General features: G+C 34.7%; 19 protein-coding genes. 6 read left to right on the top strand and 13 right to left on the bottom strand.

The annotated features are described in order from the left end of the window. Nucleotides 1-972: 972 nt before the first annotated feature. The 3 genes from A9G41_RS03210 to nfsB form a co-directional block, all read right to left on the bottom strand. The gene (locus A9G41_RS03210) at nt 973-1,257 is read right to left on the bottom strand and encodes a hypothetical protein (protein ID WP_065581614.1); all 285 of its coding nucleotides are present in this window, start codon (nt 1,255-1,257) and stop codon (nt 973-975) included. Between the two features lie 148 nt (nt 1,258-1,405). Beyond that, a complete protein-coding gene (locus A9G41_RS03205; RefSeq protein ID WP_065581613.1) occupies nt 1,406-1,591 on the bottom strand; it encodes a hypothetical protein in 186 nt (61 codons plus the stop codon). A gap of 325 nt (nt 1,592-1,916) precedes the next feature. Beyond that, nucleotides 1,917-2,561, bottom strand: a complete 645-nt coding sequence (gene nfsB, locus A9G41_RS03200; protein WP_065581612.1) for an oxygen-insensitive NAD(P)H nitroreductase — start codon at nt 2,559-2,561, stop codon at nt 1,917-1,919. Nucleotides 2,562-2,973: 412 nt separating this feature from the next. Here nfsB and leuA point away from each other — a divergent pair, with 412 nt between their 5' ends. The 5 genes from leuA (at nt 2,974) to A9G41_RS03175 (ending at nt 8,656) form a co-directional block, all read left to right on the top strand. Continuing rightward, nucleotides 2,974-4,521, top strand: coding sequence for a 2-isopropylmalate synthase (gene leuA, locus A9G41_RS03195; RefSeq protein ID WP_065581611.1), 1,548 nt, complete (start codon nt 2,974-2,976; stop codon nt 4,519-4,521). A 68-nt stretch (nt 4,522-4,589) separates the two neighbouring features. Beyond that, nucleotides 4,590-5,669, top strand: a complete 1,080-nt coding sequence (gene leuB, locus A9G41_RS03190; protein ID WP_075539323.1) for a 3-isopropylmalate dehydrogenase — start codon at nt 4,590-4,592, stop codon at nt 5,667-5,669. Between the two features lie 161 nt (nt 5,670-5,830). After that, nucleotides 5,831-7,231: a 3-isopropylmalate dehydratase large subunit gene (gene leuC / locus A9G41_RS03185; protein WP_065581609.1), complete on the top strand. Its 1,401-nt coding sequence runs from the start codon at nt 5,831-5,833 to the stop codon at nt 7,229-7,231. Nucleotides 7,232-7,242: 11 nt separating this feature from the next. Further along, nucleotides 7,243-7,845 (top strand): 3-isopropylmalate dehydratase small subunit, encoded by a 603-nt coding sequence (leuD, locus tag A9G41_RS03180; RefSeq protein WP_065581608.1) that lies wholly within the window; start codon nt 7,243-7,245, stop codon nt 7,843-7,845. Between the two features lie 46 nt (nt 7,846-7,891). Next, the gene (locus tag A9G41_RS03175) at nt 7,892-8,656 is read left to right on the top strand and encodes a class I SAM-dependent methyltransferase (RefSeq protein ID WP_065581607.1); all 765 of its coding nucleotides are present in this window, start codon (nt 7,892-7,894) and stop codon (nt 8,654-8,656) included. A gap of 30 nt (nt 8,657-8,686) precedes the next feature. Here the strand turns inward: A9G41_RS03175 and A9G41_RS03170 are convergent, their stop codons facing one another. The 5 genes from A9G41_RS03170 to yccX form a co-directional block, all read right to left on the bottom strand. Then, the gene (locus tag A9G41_RS03170) at nt 8,687-10,102 is read right to left on the bottom strand and encodes an RNA polymerase factor sigma-54 (RefSeq protein WP_065581698.1); all 1,416 of its coding nucleotides are present in this window, start codon (nt 10,100-10,102) and stop codon (nt 8,687-8,689) included. Beyond that, nucleotides 10,102-10,827, bottom strand: coding sequence for an LPS export ABC transporter ATP-binding protein (gene lptB, locus A9G41_RS03165; protein ID WP_065581606.1), 726 nt, complete (start codon nt 10,825-10,827; stop codon nt 10,102-10,104). Before lptB ends, A9G41_RS03170 begins: the two co-directional genes overlap by 1 nt. 1 nt (nt 10,828) lies before the next feature. Further along, a complete protein-coding gene (lptA, locus tag A9G41_RS03160) occupies nt 10,829-11,371 on the bottom strand; it encodes a lipopolysaccharide transport periplasmic protein LptA (RefSeq protein ID WP_065581605.1) in 543 nt (180 codons plus the stop codon). A gap of 3 nt (nt 11,372-11,374) precedes the next feature. Next, complete coding sequence (gene lptC, locus A9G41_RS03155) at nt 11,375-11,938, bottom strand: LPS export ABC transporter periplasmic protein LptC (protein WP_065581604.1); 564 nt, start codon at nt 11,936-11,938, stop codon at nt 11,375-11,377. Nucleotides 11,939-12,019: 81 nt separating this feature from the next. Continuing rightward, entirely contained in the window at nt 12,020-12,298 is a 279-nt protein-coding gene (gene yccX / locus A9G41_RS03150; RefSeq protein ID WP_179854672.1) for an acylphosphatase, read from the bottom strand. A gap of 258 nt (nt 12,299-12,556) precedes the next feature. Here yccX and A9G41_RS03145 point away from each other — a divergent pair, with 258 nt between their 5' ends. Continuing rightward, a complete protein-coding gene (locus A9G41_RS03145; protein ID WP_075539322.1) occupies nt 12,557-13,153 on the top strand; it encodes a CHAP domain-containing protein in 597 nt (198 codons plus the stop codon). 81 nt (nt 13,154-13,234) lie between these two features. Here the strand turns inward: A9G41_RS03145 and A9G41_RS03140 are convergent, their stop codons facing one another. The 5 genes from A9G41_RS03140 to manD form a co-directional block, all read right to left on the bottom strand. After that, nucleotides 13,235-13,918 (bottom strand): GntR family transcriptional regulator, encoded by a 684-nt coding sequence (locus A9G41_RS03140; RefSeq protein ID WP_065581602.1) that lies wholly within the window; start codon nt 13,916-13,918, stop codon nt 13,235-13,237. A 200-nt stretch (nt 13,919-14,118) separates the two neighbouring features. After that, nucleotides 14,119-15,600 (bottom strand): mannitol dehydrogenase family protein, encoded by a 1,482-nt coding sequence (locus A9G41_RS03135; RefSeq protein ID WP_065581601.1) that lies wholly within the window; start codon nt 15,598-15,600, stop codon nt 14,119-14,121. A gap of 24 nt (nt 15,601-15,624) precedes the next feature. After that, nucleotides 15,625-17,124 (bottom strand): MFS transporter, encoded by a 1,500-nt coding sequence (locus A9G41_RS03130; protein ID WP_081302115.1) that lies wholly within the window; start codon nt 17,122-17,124, stop codon nt 15,625-15,627. A 62-nt stretch (nt 17,125-17,186) separates the two neighbouring features. After that, nucleotides 17,187-18,590: a glucuronate isomerase gene (gene uxaC, locus A9G41_RS03125; protein ID WP_065581600.1), complete on the bottom strand. Its 1,404-nt coding sequence runs from the start codon at nt 18,588-18,590 to the stop codon at nt 17,187-17,189. Nucleotides 18,591-18,673: 83 nt separating this feature from the next. Beyond that, a complete protein-coding gene (gene manD, locus A9G41_RS03120) occupies nt 18,674-19,888 on the bottom strand; it encodes a D-mannonate dehydratase ManD (RefSeq protein ID WP_065581599.1) in 1,215 nt (404 codons plus the stop codon). Between the last annotated feature and the right edge of the window lie 173 nt (nt 19,889-20,061).

The raw sequence follows: 20,061 nt of genomic DNA, 5'->3' as shown, positions 1-20,061 counted from the left end.
ATAATTTTAATTTTTTTATAATAAAATTAAATGGTTATTCAATTTAACACTAATCAAATTGATCGCTTTTGGTGGATACTTTAATTTAAAGTATTGTCGATTTCAAAATTCGAAATAATTACGTTATCACAATATAATCAAGTTGATTATAAACGAACATTAAATCACTTTAAAGTAAATGAATAGACTTTTCTGTTAAAATTTGTAAACATCACCCTCCATTCACTTGTTATATCAAAATCAGTTGCAAATCCGCAGACAAGGAAAGATCACTTTTATACAGCCGTAATCAATACCAATATTAATTATCTATTACGGCTTTTTGAAATTATTTTATAAGGCAATTGTGTACCAATTAACAATATATGGCTTTTAAGTTATTACATAGTCTCCCTATAAGTTATAATTGATAAATATATTTTAGACACCAATACACCATGAGTATTCTCAAACTAGAGGTAATGCTCACCATCAGCAGAAAAGCTATCAAATAATAGGGTTATAAAATAAATAACCCAATAATATAACCTAAACAAATAACTATTCTAGTATTAATTTTCTAGGGGATATTCTCGCCTCGACAGAATGTTTGAGAGGGCTGAGCAGAACCGAGGTCATACTCATCACCATAAATCTGACCTCTTAGAGCCCATCCATTAATAGAAAAAGGCTTATCGGCTCGGTACATTTCAGATGTCCATATAAAATCTCCGCCGCCTTGACTATATATCGAGGCGGCTCCCCATTCTCCTAGAAATGTACCTAAATCACGGGAAGGTCTATATGTCCCTTGTGTAGGAAGTGTAACAGTACCTTCTGGTAAATCAGCATCAAGTAAATTAATTCATTCCTTCTATACAGATATTTTTGCCGCCAAGATTTTCCTGCGTCAGAAAAATCATTAACTTGTTCTCGTGTTGTTGCTGATGTTTCATGACCATCAATAACTTTACGGCATTCATCAAACGCCACTTACCTACCACTAAAGTCAACAGAACCCATACTTTTATAATCAATTTTATGATCAATAAGAATTGCCCATTTTTTAGGTATCGGAAGAGCCACTTTACCAATATTTTTCCAACTGTTACCGTTATCTTCTGTGTATTCCATATTAATGGTTAATGGGGTCTTCGGTTTAAGACGACTATCATAAAGAACTTTACAACCTTTCCCCAATGCATTATTTCCGTTTCCTGATAAAGTTACCCAATTATTGATATTGCTAGTGTCTACAACGGTATTTTGGCTGTTCATTTCCTGAACCTATTAAGTCAAACTTAACCCCCTTTAAAACCAGTAATAGGTCGAAATGACTCGGCTATAAATCCTACACGAAATCGATTAACCTCCTTATAACCATCACCACTCCATATTGCTGAGTTATAGCCTTTAGGATATTTAGTTACAATTTCACCCCCTGAATAAACATCAATACGATATGGTCGAACGCTGTTAGTGCAATGACATTATCTGATATCGTTATCCCTAACAATAAAGTAGCAATTGCTTGTAATGCATAACGCTTTTTTTGCTGTTGTGGTAGTGTTGTTTGTGAGGCTAGGTGAGCAATTCCATTATTTTTCTTCACTGATTAAATCATTTGATTTTGTTTGATTCTTTAAACGTAGTAGCTTAACTAAATTCAATAGCAGATTTAAAAAAACGTTTAAAAAAATCAAACTAATCTATAACTATTTATATGATATAGGAGATTAAGCATAATCAAAATATAGTGATAATTTAAAGCAAAAAATAGTTTTTTTAAGATTTATAAAGAAGCTAAAAATAATAACAATTTTTATATCACAGGTATATTAATTCTATTTAAGTAGAATAAAAACAAAGAAATCGCAAAAGAACCTCCACCCTCATTACAGCTTTAAGCGGAGGGTACAACTTGTTATTTTATTATCTTACAAAAAAGTAAAAAGTTGCTCTTTGGGTAGGCGTGATTTTGGCCGGTGAGCATTTCCGTCATTTTCGGCTCGATAACCTAATGTTGCTACCACGACACTTTTAAGCCCTTTACTTTTAAGCTCTAAAATTTCATCCATTTTAGTAGCATCATACCCTTCAATAGCTGTTGTATCCACACCAATTGCCGCAGCGGCAAAAAGTAATTGCCCTAAGGCAAGATAGACTTGTTTACTTTCCCAACATTGTTGTGATTCAATGGTCGCGCTATTGAGTGTTACAAAGTGCCGACGACCTTGATCTTGTGCTTGTTTAAGATCCGCCGATGGATATCGACCATCTTTATCTTCTTGATTCAACAAATTGACCAAATGGGGTTCATCTAATGGCGTTTTAATACAAAAAACAATAGTATGGGAGGCGCCTGTTATTCTTGGCTTATTAAATTCAGCAATAGCAGGTAAGATTTTGTTCTTGGCTGCATCGTTATCAATAACATAAAAATGCCATGGCTGTGAATTAACCGATGATGGGCTGTTTCTTAAAACGGTTAATAATTGGTCAAATTGTTCAATTGGAATTTTTTTAGTTTGATCATAGTGTTTGGTAGTGTAACGTTTTTGAGAAATATCAACTATATTCATAATATTCATCCTCAATAAAAGAAAGATAACATTATTATAAGCTTAGCCATAAATTGCTCAACTTATTTATGCAATAAATAAATTGATTGTAGTTGTTAAGCCTTTTTCTATTCCGTTTGATAACACGCCTTATTTTAAATAATCATTGACACAACTTATATCATTTGGTAAAAATATAATCAATTCACTTTTTAAGTAGTTAAATTTAGGAATACATGTGTTGATTAAATTATACCCTCTCCTCCTAAGCCTTCTTCTCGCATCATTTTGCGCGGATGGCTTGTGTGTGGAGTAAAAAAGATAGTTTATTAAACAACTCGACAGATTAACAAGAACCCGCGCTAAAGTGCGGGTTTTTTGTTTTTTAACTTGAAATACCGAGATAGCGCTAAAATATATAAAAGGAAAAACAATGAGCGATCATGTCATTATTTTTGATACCACACTACGTGATGGTGAACAAGCATTACAAGCAAGTTTGAGTGTTAAAGAAAAACTACAAATTGCGCTAGCGTTAGAAAGAATGCGAGTTGATGTAATGGAAGTTGGTTTTCCCATTTCATCACCAGGTGATTTTGAATCAGTACAGACGATTGCTAAAACAATAAAAGATAGCCGAGTTTGTGCTTTATCTCGATGTGTCGATAAAGATATTGATGTTGCAGCAGAAGCATTAAAGGATGCTGATGAGTTTCGTATTCATACCTTTATGGCAACATCAACTTTACACGTCAAAGATAAATTAAAAATGACATTTGATGATGTCATTGAACGAGCAGTGCACTGTATTAAGCGTGCACGTAATTATACTAATGATGTGGAGTTTTCTTGTGAAGATGCAGGCCGTACCCCAATTGATAACTTATGTAGGATCGTTGAAGCAGCAATTAAAGCGGGGGCAAAAACGATCAATATTCCAGACACTGTCGGTTATACTGTCCCTTATCAATTTGGTGGCATTATTCATACCTTATTTGAACGTGTCCCAAACATTGATCAGGCGATTATCTCTGTTCATTGCCATGATGACTTGGGCATGTCGGTGGCTAACTCGATTAGCGCGATTCAAGAAGGTGCTAGGCAGATTGAAGGGGCGATGAATGGTTTAGGCGAACGTGCGGGTAACACCGCACTTGAAGAAGTCATCATGGCCATTAAAATCCGTCAAAATATATTAAATGTTCATACCAATATTAATCATCAAGAGATTTATCGTACCAGCCAAATAGTGAGCCAAATAACCAATACACCAATCCCAGCTAACAAAGCTGTTATTGGTAGTAATGCTTTTGCCCACTCCTCAGGGATCCACCAAGATGGTGTGCTAAAAAATCGAGAAACATACGAAATTATGACACCTGAATCAATCGGGTTAAATCAAATTCAATTAAATTTAACATCTCGATCAGGGCGGGCAGCGGTTAAACATCGCCTTGAAGAATTAGGTTATCACGATAAAGATTATAATTTAGATCAACTCTATGAAGCATTTTTAGAACTTGCTGATAAAAAAGGTCAAGTTTTTGATTATGATCTAGAAGCATTAATATTTATCAATCAACTAAAAGATGAAAAAGAACATTATGTTTTGGATTACTTCAATGTTCAATCTGGATCAACTGTTGTATCTACAGCATCGGTTAGTTTGATCATTGGAGATAACAAATTTTCCGATGCAGCAACGGGTAATGGGCCTGTTGATGCTGTTTACCAAGCCATAAATCGCATTACTGGTGAACCTATTTCAATAGTCAAATATCAATTAGCGTCTAAAGGACAAGGCGAAAATGCCTTAGGACAAGTGGATATTGTTGCTGATTATAAAGGGCGTAAATTCCATGGTGTTGGGCTTGCAACCGATATTGTTCACTCATCAGCGCTCGCATTAATTAATGTATTAAATAATGTGTATAGAGCAAATCAAGTTGCCCAAGAAAAACAAAAATTACACCAAGATTAAAAAATAATTTATTTTGCGCGTTTAATAGCAAAATAAGAAAATTAAATGAGATTATAAAGGAATAAAATATGTCACAAAACTACCATATTGCAGTGCTTCCTGGTGATGGTATTGGTCCAGAAGTAATGAAACAAGCTTATAAAGTGCTTGAAGTTATCCGCAAAAAATATCAACTTTCCATTACGACCAGTGAATATGATGTTGGTGGTGCAGCAATTGATATTCATGGCTGTCCATTACCGAAAGAAACACTAGAAGGATGCGAAAAAGCTGATGCGATTTTATTTGGATCTGTTGGCGGGCCTAAATGGACTAACTTACCACCAGACCAACAACCTGAACGCGGTGCGTTATTACCACTACGCAAACATTTCAAATTATTTGCTAATATGCGCCCTGCTCGTCTATATCAAGGTTTAGAAGATCTTTGCCCATTACGGGCTGATATTGCCCAGCGTGGTTTTGATATTTTATGCATGCGCGAATTAACTGGTGGTATCTATTTTGGTTTGCCAAAAGGTCGCGAAGGTAGCGGTGCTCAAGAAAAGGCTTTTGATACTGAAGTGTATCACCGATTTGAAATTGAACGAATCGCTAAAATGGGTTTTGAAGCCGCACGTTTACGCCGAAAAAAAGTGACGTCAATTGATAAAGCCAATGTACTACAAACCTCAATTTTATGGCGTGAAGTGGTTAGCGAAGTCGCTAAAAACTACCCCGATGTTACACTTGAGCATATGTATATCGATAATGCTACGATGCAATTAGTTAAAGATCCTTCACAATTTGACGTAATTTTATGTTCAAATTTATTTGGTGATATCTTGTCTGATGAATGCGCTATGATAACTGGCTCAATGGGTATGTTACCGTCGGCTAGTTTGAACGAGCAAGGTTTTGGACTATATGAGCCAGCAGGTGGTAGTGCGCCAGATATTGCGGGTAAAAACATAGCCAATCCAGCTGCACAAATCTTGTCATTGGCTTTATTAGTTCGTTACAGTTTCAAACGTGATGATATTGCATCAGCTATCGAAACCGCAGTAAATAAAGCACTAGAGCAAGGCTACCGTACTATTGATTTAGCCCAAAAAGAACAACCGATTTCAACTGACGAAATGGGAGACATAATTTGTAAGCTCATTTAATCAGATTGATGTTATTTATTGTATCACTTAGGGATAAGCCAAGTAGGCAGAATAAACAACTACTTGTATCCCTCTTAAATGCGACTAATTAAGCTTAGTATTCATAAAATTATGTCTAAAACCCAACGCAGTTAAGTTGTAAAAATAATAAGGAATATGCAATGTCAAAAACACTGTATCAAAAATTATATGATGCACACGTCGTTTATGAAGCACCAAACGAAACACCCATATTATATATTGATCGTCATTTAGTTCATGAAGTCACCTCTCCACAAGCCTTTGATGGTTTGCGTGCCATGAATCGTAAAGTTCGTCAGCCTCATAAAACTTTTGCGACGATGGATCATAATACTTCAACCAAAAGTAATGATTTAAATGCTTGTAGCGAAATGGCGCGCATTCAATTAACTGAACTGGCAAAAAACGCCAAAGAGTTTGGTGTTTCGTTATATGATTTACAAAGCCCATTACGTGGTATTGTCCATGTAGTTGGACCAGAACAAGGAATGACATTACCGGGTATGACAATCGTTTGTGGCGATTCACATACCGCAACCCATGGTGCCTTTGGTGCATTAGCTTTTGGCATTGGTACTTCCGAAGTTGAACATGTGTTAGCCACTCAAACCTTAAAACAAGGCAGAGCTAAAACCATGAAAATCGAAGTCAAAGGTCAAGTTGCTGACGGAATCACCGCCAAAGATATTATCTTAGCGATTATTGGCAAAACCACTAGCGCTGGTGGTACAGGGCATGTGGTTGAATTTTGTGGAGATGCGATTAAAGCATTATCAATGGAAGGTCGCATGACATTATGCAATATGGCAATCGAAATGGGTGCTAAAGCTGGCATAATTGCACCAGATGAAGTCACGTTTGAGTACTTAAAAGATCGTCAATTTTCACCAAAAGGTGAAGACTTCGACAAAGCGGTTGCTTATTGGAAAACACTAAAAACCGACGAAGGTGCACATTTTGATACCGTTGTGACGTTAGAAGGCAAAGATATCGCACCACAAGTCACTTGGGGAACTAACCCAGGTCAAGTAACTTCAATTGATGCAACAGTACCGAACCCTGATCATTTTGCTGATCCTATTGAAAAACATTCTGCCGAGCGTGCATTAGCTTATATGGGATTAACCGCTGGCACCAAAATGACAGATATTAAAATCAATAAAGTGTTTATTGGTTCTTGTACAAACTCACGTATAGAAGATTTACGAGCTGCTGCGCAAATTGCCACAGGCCGTAAAGTTGCTGAAGGTGTACAAGCATTAGTTGTACCTGGTTCAGGACCAGTGAAAGAACAAGCTGAAGCCGAAGGGTTAGATAAGATTTTTATTGATGCAGGATTTGAATGGCGCTTACCAGGTTGCTCTATGTGTCTTGCAATGAATGACGATAAATTAGCACCAGGGGATCGCTGCGCATCAACTAGTAATCGTAATTTTGAAGGGCGCCAAGGGCGGGATGCCAGAACACATTTAGTTAGTCCTGCTATGGCAGCTGCCGCGGCTATTACTGGTCATTTTACTGATATTCGCAAACCGTTTTAAGGAGGCTTGTCATGGCTAAATTTACAAAACATACCGGATTAGTTGTTCCTTTGGACGCAGCTAATGTTGATACAGATGCAATCATTCCAAAGCAGTTTTTACAAAAAGTAACACGTACTGGATTTGGTAAACATGCCTTTCATGAATGGCGCTTTTTAGATGACGCTGGCGAGCAGCCTAACCCTGAATTTGTCTTGAATAAACCCCGCTATAAAGGCGCCAGCATTTTATTGGCGCGAGAAAATTTCGGTTGTGGTTCTTCTCGTGAACATGCGCCATGGGCGCTTGCCGATTATGGATTTAAAGCCATTATAGGCTCAAGCTTTGCCGATATCTTTTATAATAACTCATTTAACAATCAGTTATTATTGGTTAATTTATCTGAAGCCGATGTCGATGAACTATTTAAAATTGTTGAAGCCAATGAAGGTATTGAATTTACCATTGATTTAGTCAATGAGATCGTCACTGCTGGAAACAAGCAATATCCATTTAAAATCGATGCCTTTAAACGTCACTGTTTACTAAATGGGTTAGATAATATTGGTTTAACCTTGCAACATGAAGATGCGATTAGCGACTTTGAACAGAAAATCCCTTCATTTTTAGCTTAACTTTAACTTTTGGGCGCTTATTTGCGCCCAATAATGAGAATCGACAATGGCAACACATCATGACAATGTAAAACAGCAGTTTGGCGAACAAGCTAATGCCTATTTAACCAGTAAAGTACATGCTCAAGGAGCTGATCTTGAATATTTATCTAACCTACTTATATCGCATCCCGAGGCAAACCTACTTGATATTGGATGTGGCGCAGGTCATGTCAGTTTTATTGCGGCAAAATATGTTAAACATGTTACAGCCTATGATCTTTCAAATGAAATGTTATCGGTTGTAGCGCAAACAGCAAAAAAGCGCAGTTTACAAAATATAACCGTTAAGCAAGGTTATGCTGAATATCCACCTTTTGCTGATAATCAATTTGATATTGTTGTCAGCCGTTATTCAGCTCATCATTGGCATGATGTTGGTAAAAGTATTCGAGAAATATATCGCATAACTAAATCAGGCGGTAAATTAATTATTATGGATGTTGTTTCACCTGGTCACCCTGTATTAGATATTTGGCTACAAACTGTTGAATCCCTGCGTGACACATCACACGTTCGTGATTATACACCTGGCGAATGGTCAACTTTTTTGACTGAAGCTGGTTTTGTCATTAATAAGATTGTCCGTCATCGTTTAACACTCTCTTTTGATACATGGGTTAAACGAATGCGTACTCCTGAACAGTTAATTGAGGCAATACGAATTTACCAAGAAACGGCAGCCGACGATACAAAAAATTATTTTGAACTTCAAATAGATGGTTCTTTTACTACGGATATGATGATTATTGAAACTGAAAAAGTCATTTAAAAAGATTCGTTGTCATAAACAGTTTTAAATTTAAAGCTGTTTACGTTGGCTTGATGGTGGAATTGATAAAGCTTCACGGTATTTTGCTACGGTTCGACGGGCAATTATAATACCTTGTTCTTCAAGTAACGAAACTAATTTGCTATCACTCAGTGGCTTTTTACTATCTTCTGCTGATATATATTTTTTAATTAAAGCACGAATAGCCGTCGACGAGGCTTCACCGCCTGACTGTGTGTTTACATGGCTAGAAAAAAAGAATTTTAATTCAAATATGCCCGTCGGGCATTGTAAATATTTTTGAGTTGTCACTCGAGAAACCGTTGACTCATGCATTTCAATTGCAGTTGCAACATCAGATAAAATCATTGGCCTCATATATTCTGTGCCAAGTTCGAAAAACTCCCGCTGATGTTCTACAATAAATTGACTTACTTTAAGTAAAGTTTCATTGCGATTTTCAATACTTTTAATAAACCAATTCGCATTTTGCAAATGTGATCGGATATATTGGCTATCGCTTTCGCTTACTGTCTTTTCCATCGCCGCATATTGCTGATTTATGCGTAGGATCGGCATTATGTCATTATTCAAATCAACAACCCAGCTTCCATTTACTTTTTTTACTAAAACATCAGGTATCACATAATCTGGCGCAGACATATTAATAAAATCACCGGGATAGGGCTGTAAGTGTTGTATAAAATCGACGGCCTCTTTTAACTGCTCATCGTTAGCATTTAATACTTTTTTTAATGTTCTATAATCACGATTTGCTAATAAATCTAAATAATTATCAATAATTAATTTAACAAGTGGTGGCGACACTAAATGTTGAGTTTGAATAAACAAACACTCCTGCAATGTTCTTGCACCAACACCAATGGGATCAAAATTCCATATTCGTTTCAATACTGCTTCAACTTCGGCAATTTCAATTTCATCATTACCTTGCTCTTCAAGTATTTCTTCTGTTGAAACTGTTAAATAGCCTCTCTCATCTATAGCTTCAATAATAGATACCGCTATCGCCCTATCAGTATCGCTAAAGGGTGTTAGTTCAAGTTGCCATTCTAGATAATCATGTAATGTTTCGTGAGTTTCACCTTGATAGATAGGCAATTCATCATTACGATAATCTGAGTTAGTTCCAGATGGAGTTCCTGCACTATAAATATCATCTAAAGATGCATCCAGTGGAATATCATCGGGAATCTCTTTGCTATCTAAAGCCTCACGCGTATCAATATTTTCTGTTTCATCGTTTTGTTTAACGTTCACTTCGTCATATTGATCATCAACTTCAAGCAATGGATTGTTTTCAAGCGCAGTTTGTATTTCTTGTTGGAGTTCTAAAGTTGACAACTGTAGTAATTTAATCGCCAATTGTAATTGTGGCGTCATGGATAATTGTTGAGAGACTTTCAGTTGTAAACTGGTTTTCATCATAATCTGAACTCATTTCCTAAGTAAACGCGTTTTACATATTCGTTACTTAAGATGTCATTTGGTGAACCTTCAGCAATTAAATGTCCTTTATTAACAATGTAAGCACGTTCGCAAACATCTAACGTTTCACGGACATTATGATCGGTTATTAATACACCCAACCCTCGATCACGTAGATGCTTAATAATATTTTTGATATCTATCACCGAAATTGGATCAACACCAGCAAAAGGTTCATCAAGTAAGATAAATTTAGGATTAGCTGCTAACGCCCTTGCTATTTCCACTCGACGTCTTTCTCCACCAGAGAGAGATTGTCCTATGCTGTCACGAATATGCGTAATATGGAACTCTTCGAGTAATTCTTCGGCACGACCGATTTTTTCATTTTTATCAATATCTGTGCGCGTTTCTAAAATTGCCATAATGTTATCAATAACAGACAATTTTCTAAAAATAGAAGCTTCTTGTGGTAAATAACCAATGCCTTTTTGTGCACGCTCGTGTAAAGGTAAAATGCTGATATCATGCTCATCAAGATAAATTTTACCCGCATTTAAGGTCACAATACCAACCACCATGTAAAAAGTGGTGGTTTTACCTGCGCCATTTGGTCCTAATAACCCGACGATTTCACCAGAATTAACGGTTAAACTCACATCTTCAACTACACGGCGTTTTTTGTATACTTTAGCTAGATTTTCCGCTTTTAACATTGACATTTTATTTGCTCATCTCTTTAACTTGGTTTGGGATGATAGTGCTCTTGACTCGCCTATTCTTACCTGGCTGCGCAAATATTTGCTGTTTTTTGACATCATAAATAATCATTTCACTCACAATATGATTGTCTTGTTGAAATAACTCAGCATTACCTTGTAACACAATATTATTTTGTTTTACATTATAAATTACTTGCGCTGACTGCCCTGTTACGATCTTATTTTTTTTCGGTAAAATTTGCTTATAACTTACAGGATTACCATAAGCCGTGATTTTTTGTTTTTCTACGTTTTGCATATCAGTGATTACAACTTTATCAGCTTTTATCGTTAACCCATCTTGAACAATAACAACGTTACCAATAAATGTAATCGTATTATTTTCAATGTCAATCTGCTGATTATCAGCATCAATCGCAACAGGTTTGTTATCGGCAAAAATTTTTGGATTTTCTGATTGCGTAACGGATTCATTTGCAAAACTACTTAAAGAGATAGGTAGCAATAAAATTAATGAAAAAACAACTTGTTTTAGCGAACTCATATTTTATTTTGCCTCAGTATTATAATATGTTTTTACATTTTCAAGTATATTAGCTGTTTTTGCATGTAAATCCCCAGCTAATCCAACGCCTGTTGAATAAAATCCCACCCCATTAATAATGACAGGATCTTTTGATGTCACTAACTGTGAAGTTAAATCAACGACTGCATTATCTGTTTTTACCTGTTTTAATTGGGCTTCTTGTGTCAAATTATCTAACTGCACATCATTATAAAGGTAAAGAAGTTTATTATTAGTCAGCTCTGCTTTCTTCGCTTTTATATGCCATGTAGCGACATGATTTTGATCATAAAGAGTCAAATTAGGCAAATCAAATGCTGTTTTACCGGCATCATCAAAATATCTAACATTACTTGATTCGATTTTATATACAAGTTCGCCAGATAAGTCGTAAATATCTGTTAACATGTCATCACTTTGATAAATCGGCTTATCTGATGTATTTTTAGCTGATTGGCTTATTGCCTCATCTCCTTTTTGATAATTGTAATAAACACCAATAACAATAACGAGAAGTAAAAAACAGATCAGATTTTTTTTATTCATAACATATGTTAATCACATTAATAAGAAATTATTATTTCAAATGCCCACAATTTTATTTATTTTACTTTATTTTTTATTAAATTAATATCGGACATTGAAAGAAGTTAAATCGTTTTGTGGCTTTAATTCAACTATATTGACAAGTGAAATACTTGCTGATGCAGGGCCGCCACTTTCAATCCATTGTATTAATTCTGCTATTTGTAAGTTATCACCTTGAGCAATAATCTTAACATCACCGTTATCTAAATTTTGAACATAGCCAACTAAACCTTGTTTTGTGGCTTGTTGATAAGTAAAAAAACGAAAACCTACTCCTTGCACGCGACCACTGACATTTATTTGAACTTTTTTAATCATCATGCCCTCCTTTCTTTTATTATTAAGTCAAATCTATTTATTTTTATCATGAAACGCTAATTTAGATTATCATTGCGAGATATCATCACCTATCCCGATCAACTAACTTATCAAAAAATAAACACCATTCAACAACAAATACTATACTTTTAAGCTTAATTTTAGTTAAATTCTTCATATAAAAATAAATTTTATAATCTATTTTTATAAAATGAGTAACGATATTTAATAATAAAAAATTAACATAATGGAAATAAAATGCTATTGAAATATAAAAAGAGCATGTGCTTACTTTGGCTATTATCTGTATTAAGCTACTATACACTTTGTGCCTGTGTTTTTGCTAATATTGAAATTAACCAACAAAAAATAGGCAACGTTATTGATGAATTTAATGGCGTAAATGTCTACTATAGTAGCAGTATCAATAATGTAAGTGGAAGAAATATTGCTAAAGATGGTTATAATTTAGGTTTAAAATATCAATGCGTTGAATTTATCAAACGCTATTATTATCAACGCTTCAATCACAAAATGCCAAACAGCTATGGACATGCAAAGGATTTTTTTGATCCAAAAATTGCCGATGGCAAGATTAATCGCCAACGCAATTTATTACAATTTCATAACGGTTCGCCCACAAAACCACAAGTTGACGATATTATTGTTCTTAATTGGACTAGCTATGGGCATGTTGCCATTATAAGTAAAGTAACGGGCAACGAAATTGAAATTGTTCAGCAAAATGCTGGGCCTACAGCAAGCAGTCGAGCAACTTTTCCCTTAATTTTTAAAGATGGGATATGGACAATAGAAGCTGTTGGCGTTTTAGGTTATTTGCGTAAAATTAAATAAACATAAAAAATATTTCTAAAAACGCTAGCTTAGCGTTATACAATTTATACATAAGTAATATTAGGTATTGTTGATAAAAGGTTAGTCAATAAACCATTCTGTTTTTTGTTGAGAAATAATTTTGATAGTATGTAAAATTGCCGATAAATGTTCATGCTGAGCAATTGCGGCAAGTTCTGGATCATGCTTTTTCAAAGCCATCAGAATTTTTTCATGTTGTTTAACAAGATCATCGGGTGGCGAAATTTCTTCCAACGAAAGAAATCTAACTCTATCCATCATTGCCTTAATATTTTCAACACTTTCCCATGCTAACTGGCAATCTATCACATTCATTAGAATTTGATGAAATTCATCGTCTTTTTCAAGAAAATAATGAATGTTTTTTTGTTTATTAGCCTCTTTTTGCTCCTCAAGATTTTTTTGCAACAATAAAATATGCAAGTCATTAATTTCTATTGCCGCTCGCCTAATAATTGCACACTCAACCGAATCTCGAATAAATTGTCCATCAATGACTTTCTTAATGGAGATTTTAGTTACAAAAGTTCCTCGCTGAGGTAAAATTTGAACCAATCCTGCTTCTGCTAGCTTAATAAATGCTTCTCGAACTGGCTGTCTAGAAACATTAAACTGGCTAGAAATTTCTTTTTCTGAGAGTAAAACACCAGGTAATATCTGACAGGTAATAATAGCTTTTCTTAATTTGCGGTAGATTTGCTGATTAACGGGTTCAGAAGTATTTAAGTCGATAGGTGTAAACATATACCATTCTTATGTTAAGAAAAATAAAAACAAGAATAGTAGGTGATTTTTAAATAGAAGAAAAGCTTTTTTGATAGACAATTACCAATAATCACCAATAAAAAGTTATCTGGGCTAAACGAAAAATGAAAAGTGTAATTGCTCTTACGAGCAATTACACTTTTTTTCTTATTAATTATGTTAGTTGTGTTAGTAATGATTTAGTAAATTCTTTCTAATTGTTTAACCGACTGTTTAGCGCCAATATCCCGTAAAGACAAATAAGCTTTAATGACCTTTTCAACAAAACATGGATTGTTAGGTAAATCATCACCAAATACTTGTGATAATGACAATAATGATTTTACTCGCTCTTGATTATCATTGCTATTTGCCACTAATTCTTTTAACTTATTAGCCATTGGATCACTTACCTCAATTGCCTTACCTGCATCGTCTACGCCACTGACATATCGTATCCAAGCAGCTACACCTAATGCTAAACAGTCAAACTGTGTACCATTTTTTAAATGAAAACGAATAGAATCAAGCATCCGTTGTGGTAATTTTAATGTGCCATCCATAGCGATTTGCCAAGTCCGATGTTTTAATCCCGTGTTACGATAACGATCAAGTAAACAATCAGCATAAGCTTGTAAATCCACACCTTTGACACGTAGCGTTGTTGCTTGTTCATTTATCATCAAATGCCTTGCAGCTTTAACATAATTAGGATCTTGCATACATTCATCAATATGTAAATAACCCGCTAAATATCCTAAATAAGCAAGAAACGAGTGGCTACCATTTAACATTCTTAATTTCATTTCTTCATAAGGTAATACATCAGTTACTAGTTCAGCGCCAGCTTTTTGCCAATCAGGACGACCTGCAACAAAATTATCTTCAATAACCCATTGCTTAAAAGGCTCGCCAGCCACACCAGCTGGATCTTCGATACCTCCCAGTTGTTTTTTTATTTTTTCCATGGTTTCTGGCGTCACTGCTGGCACAATGCGATCAACCATAGTTGATGGAAAGGTAACATGATCATCGATCCAGCTAGCTAAATTTGGATCACGCTGTTTAGCCAGCGCTAAAACAACGTTTCGTGTCACATGGCCGTTTTCTGGCATATTATCACAAGACATAACAGTAAACGGTTTTAGACCTTTTTCTTTACGCATTCGCAATGCTTCAACAATCACTCCTGGTAGTGTTTTTGGGTTAGTCGGATTTTCAATATCGTGCTTAATAAGAGGGTTATTTAGATCAATTGATGCCGTTGAAGGTAAATAACAATAACCCTTTTCCGTGACTGTTATTGAAACAATTGCTATTTCTGGTCGTGTCATTACTTCTAATACCTTGGCAATGCCATCTATATCTGCGTGCAATGCTTCTTTAGCAACGCCAACAACACGAGTAGACCAATTGTCATATGACATTTCACAAACACTAAATAGATAATCTTGTTCTTTTAAATCGGCTATTTGTTTTTCACCACCAATTAAATTAACTTCACAATATCCCCAATTACAACCATGTTTAGTTGCTACAATATCGGTAAACACAGCTTGGTGAGCACGGTGAAAAGCGCCAAATCCAAGATGAACCATTTTGGTTTTAAGATTGTTTCTATCATAACTTGGTATAACTACCTTTTCAGGTAGTTGTAATAAAGTTTGGGTTGATAATCTCATTATTATACCTTTCATATTTATATATTAGCTGTTATTCCATACATCTGCATATTTGTGTCCAGTTAGATTTTCAACAACTTTCCGTGTTTCCTCGGTTACATTATTTTTAGAGCCATTGTTTTTTAAGCGATCAATTTCATTCACTAATATAGCGTGTGTCTGTTTATTTAATTTAAAAGTTAATGCAAAAATAAGAGCAATAATTAATAAGCCGATAGTTCCACCAACAAATAATATGGAAATAGTATGAATAGCTTGCGCACTTTGTTCTGTAGTACCTTGTTCAAAACCACCTTTTTGCAAAATGATTCCTACACAAAATGTTGCAATGGCAACCGTTGTTTTGCGCCCAAACGTCATAACCGCAGCATATAATCCTTCTCGGCGTTGCTTAGTTAAAATTTCATCAACATCGGGAATGAATGGAAAAACATTCCATGGAGTAAATTCTAAAACACACCTACCAGCTTGATAGCATATAGCAAAAATATAAAGCCACCATGTTTTTTCAGTAGGATTCAATAGATACAAAATAAAGAAACCTAAAATACAAATAATCATTGTTGAATAGGAAAAGAGGTATAATTTACTTGGTCCATATTTAACCATTGCGACACCAGCTAACAAAGTAATTGGCAAGCCTATAATACTTAACGATAACAAGCCTGAAGCAAATGATGAAGATACAGATAAACAATAGACGCAAAAGAAAACAAATACAGTATTAAATATATCTTTAGCCGTAAATGAAAATAAATATATAGCAAGGTGTCGGCGAAATGCTTTGATATTAAAAGTAGATAAATATTCCTTAAATAATTTTTTTAGCATTATCATTTTTTCAGAAAATGTTTTCTGGTCAATTTTTTCTTTTTGATAGTTTAGCATTTCTGGGGTCAATTCACGTTCCCAAGTGGCTTTATAAGAAATAAAAACACATACAGCAAAAATAATTGCAAAAAAGAGACCATTGATAAAATAAGCATAAGCATTATGTTCACCAAAATATTTGATTAAAATACCGGGTACTAGCGTTGCTAAAAAAGTACCACTTGCAGATAAAAACATTCTACCTGTGGATAATTTTGTTCTATCATTGTAATCTTTGGTCATTTCTGATGGTAGCGTTTCCCAAGGAATTAGTACCACAGCGGCAACAATTTCAAAAGCTAGATAAACGGTAAGGTAAAACCAATAATTCATACCAGTAATCCATAATAAGATATAAAGTAACATTAATGGTGAACCAATTAACAAAAAGAATCTCCGACGACCAAATTGTTGACCTAACTTATATTTATAAAAATGATCAGTAAAACTGCCCATAAATAAGCTTACAATTGCATCAACAATTCTTGCAATAGCAACAATCGAGGCTGCTTCAATTGGTGTTAACCCAACAAATGTTGTATAAAAGAAGAGCAAATATGCACCTATTATAGTAAATGCTCCACCACCCATGATATCAATTAATCCATAACCAATTGCTACAGGAATTGTTACCTTCCGTTTTTTTTGCGCCACAATATTCATCTTAAAATTCCTTACGTTTAAATCTGTTTCACGATAATTTTTTATATAGCAACTTAAAATTGAAAATAATTTTTCGCATTTTGATAACATATTCCTGTTATTAATTTTTCTAGCAATTTATTATCGTGAGGGATTTCACCATCAGTTACCCATTGACCAATTAAGTTACATAGGATTCGGCGAAAATATTCGTGTCGTGTATATGAAATAAAACTACGGGAATCAGTTAACATACCGACAAAGTTCATAAGCAAACCTTGATCGGCTAAAGTAGTTAATTGTCGTAACATGCCTCTTTTAGTATCATTAAACCACCAACCAGAGCCAAATTGCATATTTGATTTAACACTACCTGCTTTCTGGAAATTAGCTATTGTTGTTGCTACTACATCATTTAGACTTGCATCTAAATTGTAGATAATAATTTTAGGTAAAGCGTCTTGTTGATTTAATGAATTTAAAAATGCATTAAGGTGGATAGCTAAATCCGTTTGATCACAAATTGAATCAAAACCAGTATTAATACCAGTTTTACTTAACATAATAGAGTTATTATTACGAATTACCCCAAAATGTATTTGCATTGCCCAATTTCTAGTTGCGTAAAATTTAGCTAAAGCTGTAAGCACAGCACTACAATAAACAATTTTTTCATTCGCTGTTAAAACTAGTCCTTGTAATTTTTTTGCGAATAAATCTTCTTGTTGTTGAGTATCACTGGCAAGAAATTCTATTTTCATTAGTCCATGATCTGATAAACGACATCCATTCTCGTGGAAAAAGTCGATTCGATTTTCAATGGCTAACAAGAAATCAGCAAAATTAGTAATATTTTTATTTGTAAGTTCAGATAATTTTTTTATAAAGATTTTAAAGGCTTCGCCTTCCGAGTCTAAAGCCTCATCTGGACGGAATGTCGGTAATACTTTGGTTTTAAAATTTGATTGTGCTTTAATTTTACGGTGATATTCCAAATTATCCAAAGGAGAATCAGTAGTACAAACTACTTCCACATTTGAACGACCAATTAAACCTTGAGCACTATATTCTGGCTTTTTAAGTAAACTATTACATTTATCCCATACATCCTTATAATTGTGGATACCTAATGTATCTGTAATTCCAAAATAGTTTCTTAATTCTAAATGTGTCCAGTGATATAAAGGATTACCTATACATGATTCAACAGTTTCACACCATGCTTTAAATTTTTCAATCGGTGCTGCATCACCTGTTATATATTTTTCTTCTACTCCATTAGCACGCATTTGTCGCCATTTATAATGATCACCTGCTAGCCACAAATCATATATTGTTTCGAATCTTTTATTTTCAGCAATATCCTTTGGCTCTAAATGGCAATGATAGTCAATTATTGGCATTTTAGAAGCGTAATTATGATAAAGATCTTGTGCTACCTTATTGTTTAAAATGAAATTTTCATGAATAAAACACATATCATCCCTCCAATCGTTAAACATATAATTTTTATATGTTTAACGTAAATTTAAACTATAGTTTTGCTGAATAAGCTCATTAGTTACCAATTCCACAAAGTACCATCTTCTAAGCGTGCAATTGGTAAATAAGCTGGGTTGTAAGGGTATTTTTCGGCAAGCTTTTCATCAAAATCAATGCCCAATCCTGGTTTGTCACTTGGGTGCATATAGCCATCATTAAAGGTCCAATTTGGCGAAAATACCTCTAACATTTGCTCTGAATAGCCCATAAATTCTTGTACTCCAAAGTTAGGTACCCACAGATCAAAATGTAGTGCTGCCGCATGACAAATTGGTGATAAATCAGACGGTCCGTGAGATCCTGTTCTTACTTGATAAAGCGCGGCAAAATCAGCAATACGGCGCATATGAGTAATACCGCCAGCATGAGTAATTGTGGTTCGAATGTAATCAATTAATTGTTCTTGTATAAGTTGCTTACAATCCCATATGCTGTTAAATACTTCACCGACCGCAATGGGTGTGACAGTATGTTGACGAATTAAACGGAAGCATTCTTGGTTTTCGGCAGGGGTTGGATCTTCCATCCAAAATAGGCGGTAATCTTCGATACTTTTTCCAAAACGAGCTGCTTCAATAGGAGTTAGGCGATGATGCATGTCATGTAGTAAATGCTCATTAAAACCAAATTTACTCCGTACGGCTTCAAATAGTTTAGGCATAAAATCAAGATATTTTTCTGTTGCCCAGCACTGTTCTTCTGGGTAGTTTCCACGTGTTGCGGGTTCGTAAGCTAGGTTTTTTCCTTTACTTTGGCCATAAGTCGTTTTCATACCCGGTATACCACATTGAACACGAATCGCTTTGAAACCCATTTCTTGATGTTTAGCATAATCATCTAATGCTTCATCAATACTTGTGCCTGTAGTATGGCAATAAACCATTACACCAGTACGAGATGCGCCACCTAATAATTGGTAAAGTGGCATATTTGCCAATTTACCTTTAATATCCCAAAGCGCCATATCTATTGCCGAAATAGCGGACATCGTTACTGGCCCACGGCGCCAATAAGCGCCTTTATAAAAATATTGAAAGATATCTTCGATTTGATGTGGATCTCGCCCAATAAGTTGTGGGCAAAGGTGATCTTTAAGATAAGATGCTACGGCTAATTCACGTCCATTAAGTGTGGCATCACCAACACCATAAACGCCTTCATCGGTTGTTATTTTTAATGTAACAAAATTTCTTCCTGGGCTGCATACAAAAACTTCTGCTTTAACAATTTTCATTTAAGACCTCGTTTATAATTCTATGACATAAAAATATCACCACAAATACTACCATACAAGTAGATTTGTATATTTTTTGTGAAATTTATCACAAAAAAAATGGCTTTTTGTTAAAACATTTCAGGAAATATTATGTTTATGTATAAAACACCGAAAGATAAAGGTGGTAAAAT

The sequence above is a fragment of the Gilliamella sp. Nev5-1 genome, from assembly GCF_001690895.1.
Taxonomy (GTDB): domain Bacteria; phylum Pseudomonadota; class Gammaproteobacteria; order Enterobacterales; family Orbaceae; genus Gilliamella; species Gilliamella apicola_C.
This window is presented reverse-complemented; position numbering and strand designations above follow the sequence as displayed.

Excerpts from the sequence above, each read along its gene's own strand:
- A9G41_RS03210 (WP_065581614.1), bottom strand. The coding sequence starts at position 1,257 with ATGAACAGCCAAAATACCGTTGTAGACACTAGCAATATCAATAATTGG.
- nfsB (WP_065581612.1), bottom strand. The coding sequence starts at position 2,561 with ATGAATATAGTTGATATTTCTCAAAAACGTTACACTACCAAACACTAT.
- leuA (WP_065581611.1), top strand. The coding sequence starts at position 2,974 with ATGAGCGATCATGTCATTATTTTTGATACCACACTACGTGATGGTGAA.
- leuB (WP_075539323.1), top strand. The coding sequence starts at position 4,590 with ATGTCACAAAACTACCATATTGCAGTGCTTCCTGGTGATGGTATTGGT.
- leuC (WP_065581609.1), top strand. The coding sequence starts at position 5,831 with ATGTCAAAAACACTGTATCAAAAATTATATGATGCACACGTCGTTTAT.
- leuD (WP_065581608.1), top strand. The coding sequence starts at position 7,243 with ATGGCTAAATTTACAAAACATACCGGATTAGTTGTTCCTTTGGACGCA.
- A9G41_RS03175 (WP_065581607.1), top strand. The coding sequence starts at position 7,892 with ATGGCAACACATCATGACAATGTAAAACAGCAGTTTGGCGAACAAGCT.
- A9G41_RS03170 (WP_065581698.1), bottom strand. The coding sequence starts at position 10,102 with ATGAAAACCAGTTTACAACTGAAAGTCTCTCAACAATTATCCATGACG.
- lptB (WP_065581606.1), bottom strand. The coding sequence starts at position 10,827 with ATGTCAATGTTAAAAGCGGAAAATCTAGCTAAAGTATACAAAAAACGC.
- lptA (WP_065581605.1), bottom strand. The coding sequence starts at position 11,371 with ATGAGTTCGCTAAAACAAGTTGTTTTTTCATTAATTTTATTGCTACCT.
- lptC (WP_065581604.1), bottom strand. The coding sequence starts at position 11,938 with ATGAATAAAAAAAATCTGATCTGTTTTTTACTTCTCGTTATTGTTATT.
- yccX (WP_179854672.1), bottom strand. The coding sequence starts at position 12,298 with ATGATTAAAAAAGTTCAAATAAATGTCAGTGGTCGCGTGCAAGGAGTA.
- A9G41_RS03145 (WP_075539322.1), top strand. The coding sequence starts at position 12,557 with ATGCTATTGAAATATAAAAAGAGCATGTGCTTACTTTGGCTATTATCT.
- A9G41_RS03140 (WP_065581602.1), bottom strand. The coding sequence starts at position 13,918 with ATGTTTACACCTATCGACTTAAATACTTCTGAACCCGTTAATCAGCAA.
- A9G41_RS03135 (WP_065581601.1), bottom strand. The coding sequence starts at position 15,600 with ATGAGATTATCAACCCAAACTTTATTACAACTACCTGAAAAGGTAGTT.
- uxaC (WP_065581600.1), bottom strand. The coding sequence starts at position 18,590 with ATGTGTTTTATTCATGAAAATTTCATTTTAAACAATAAGGTAGCACAA.
- manD (WP_065581599.1), bottom strand. The coding sequence starts at position 19,888 with ATGAAAATTGTTAAAGCAGAAGTTTTTGTATGCAGCCCAGGAAGAAAT.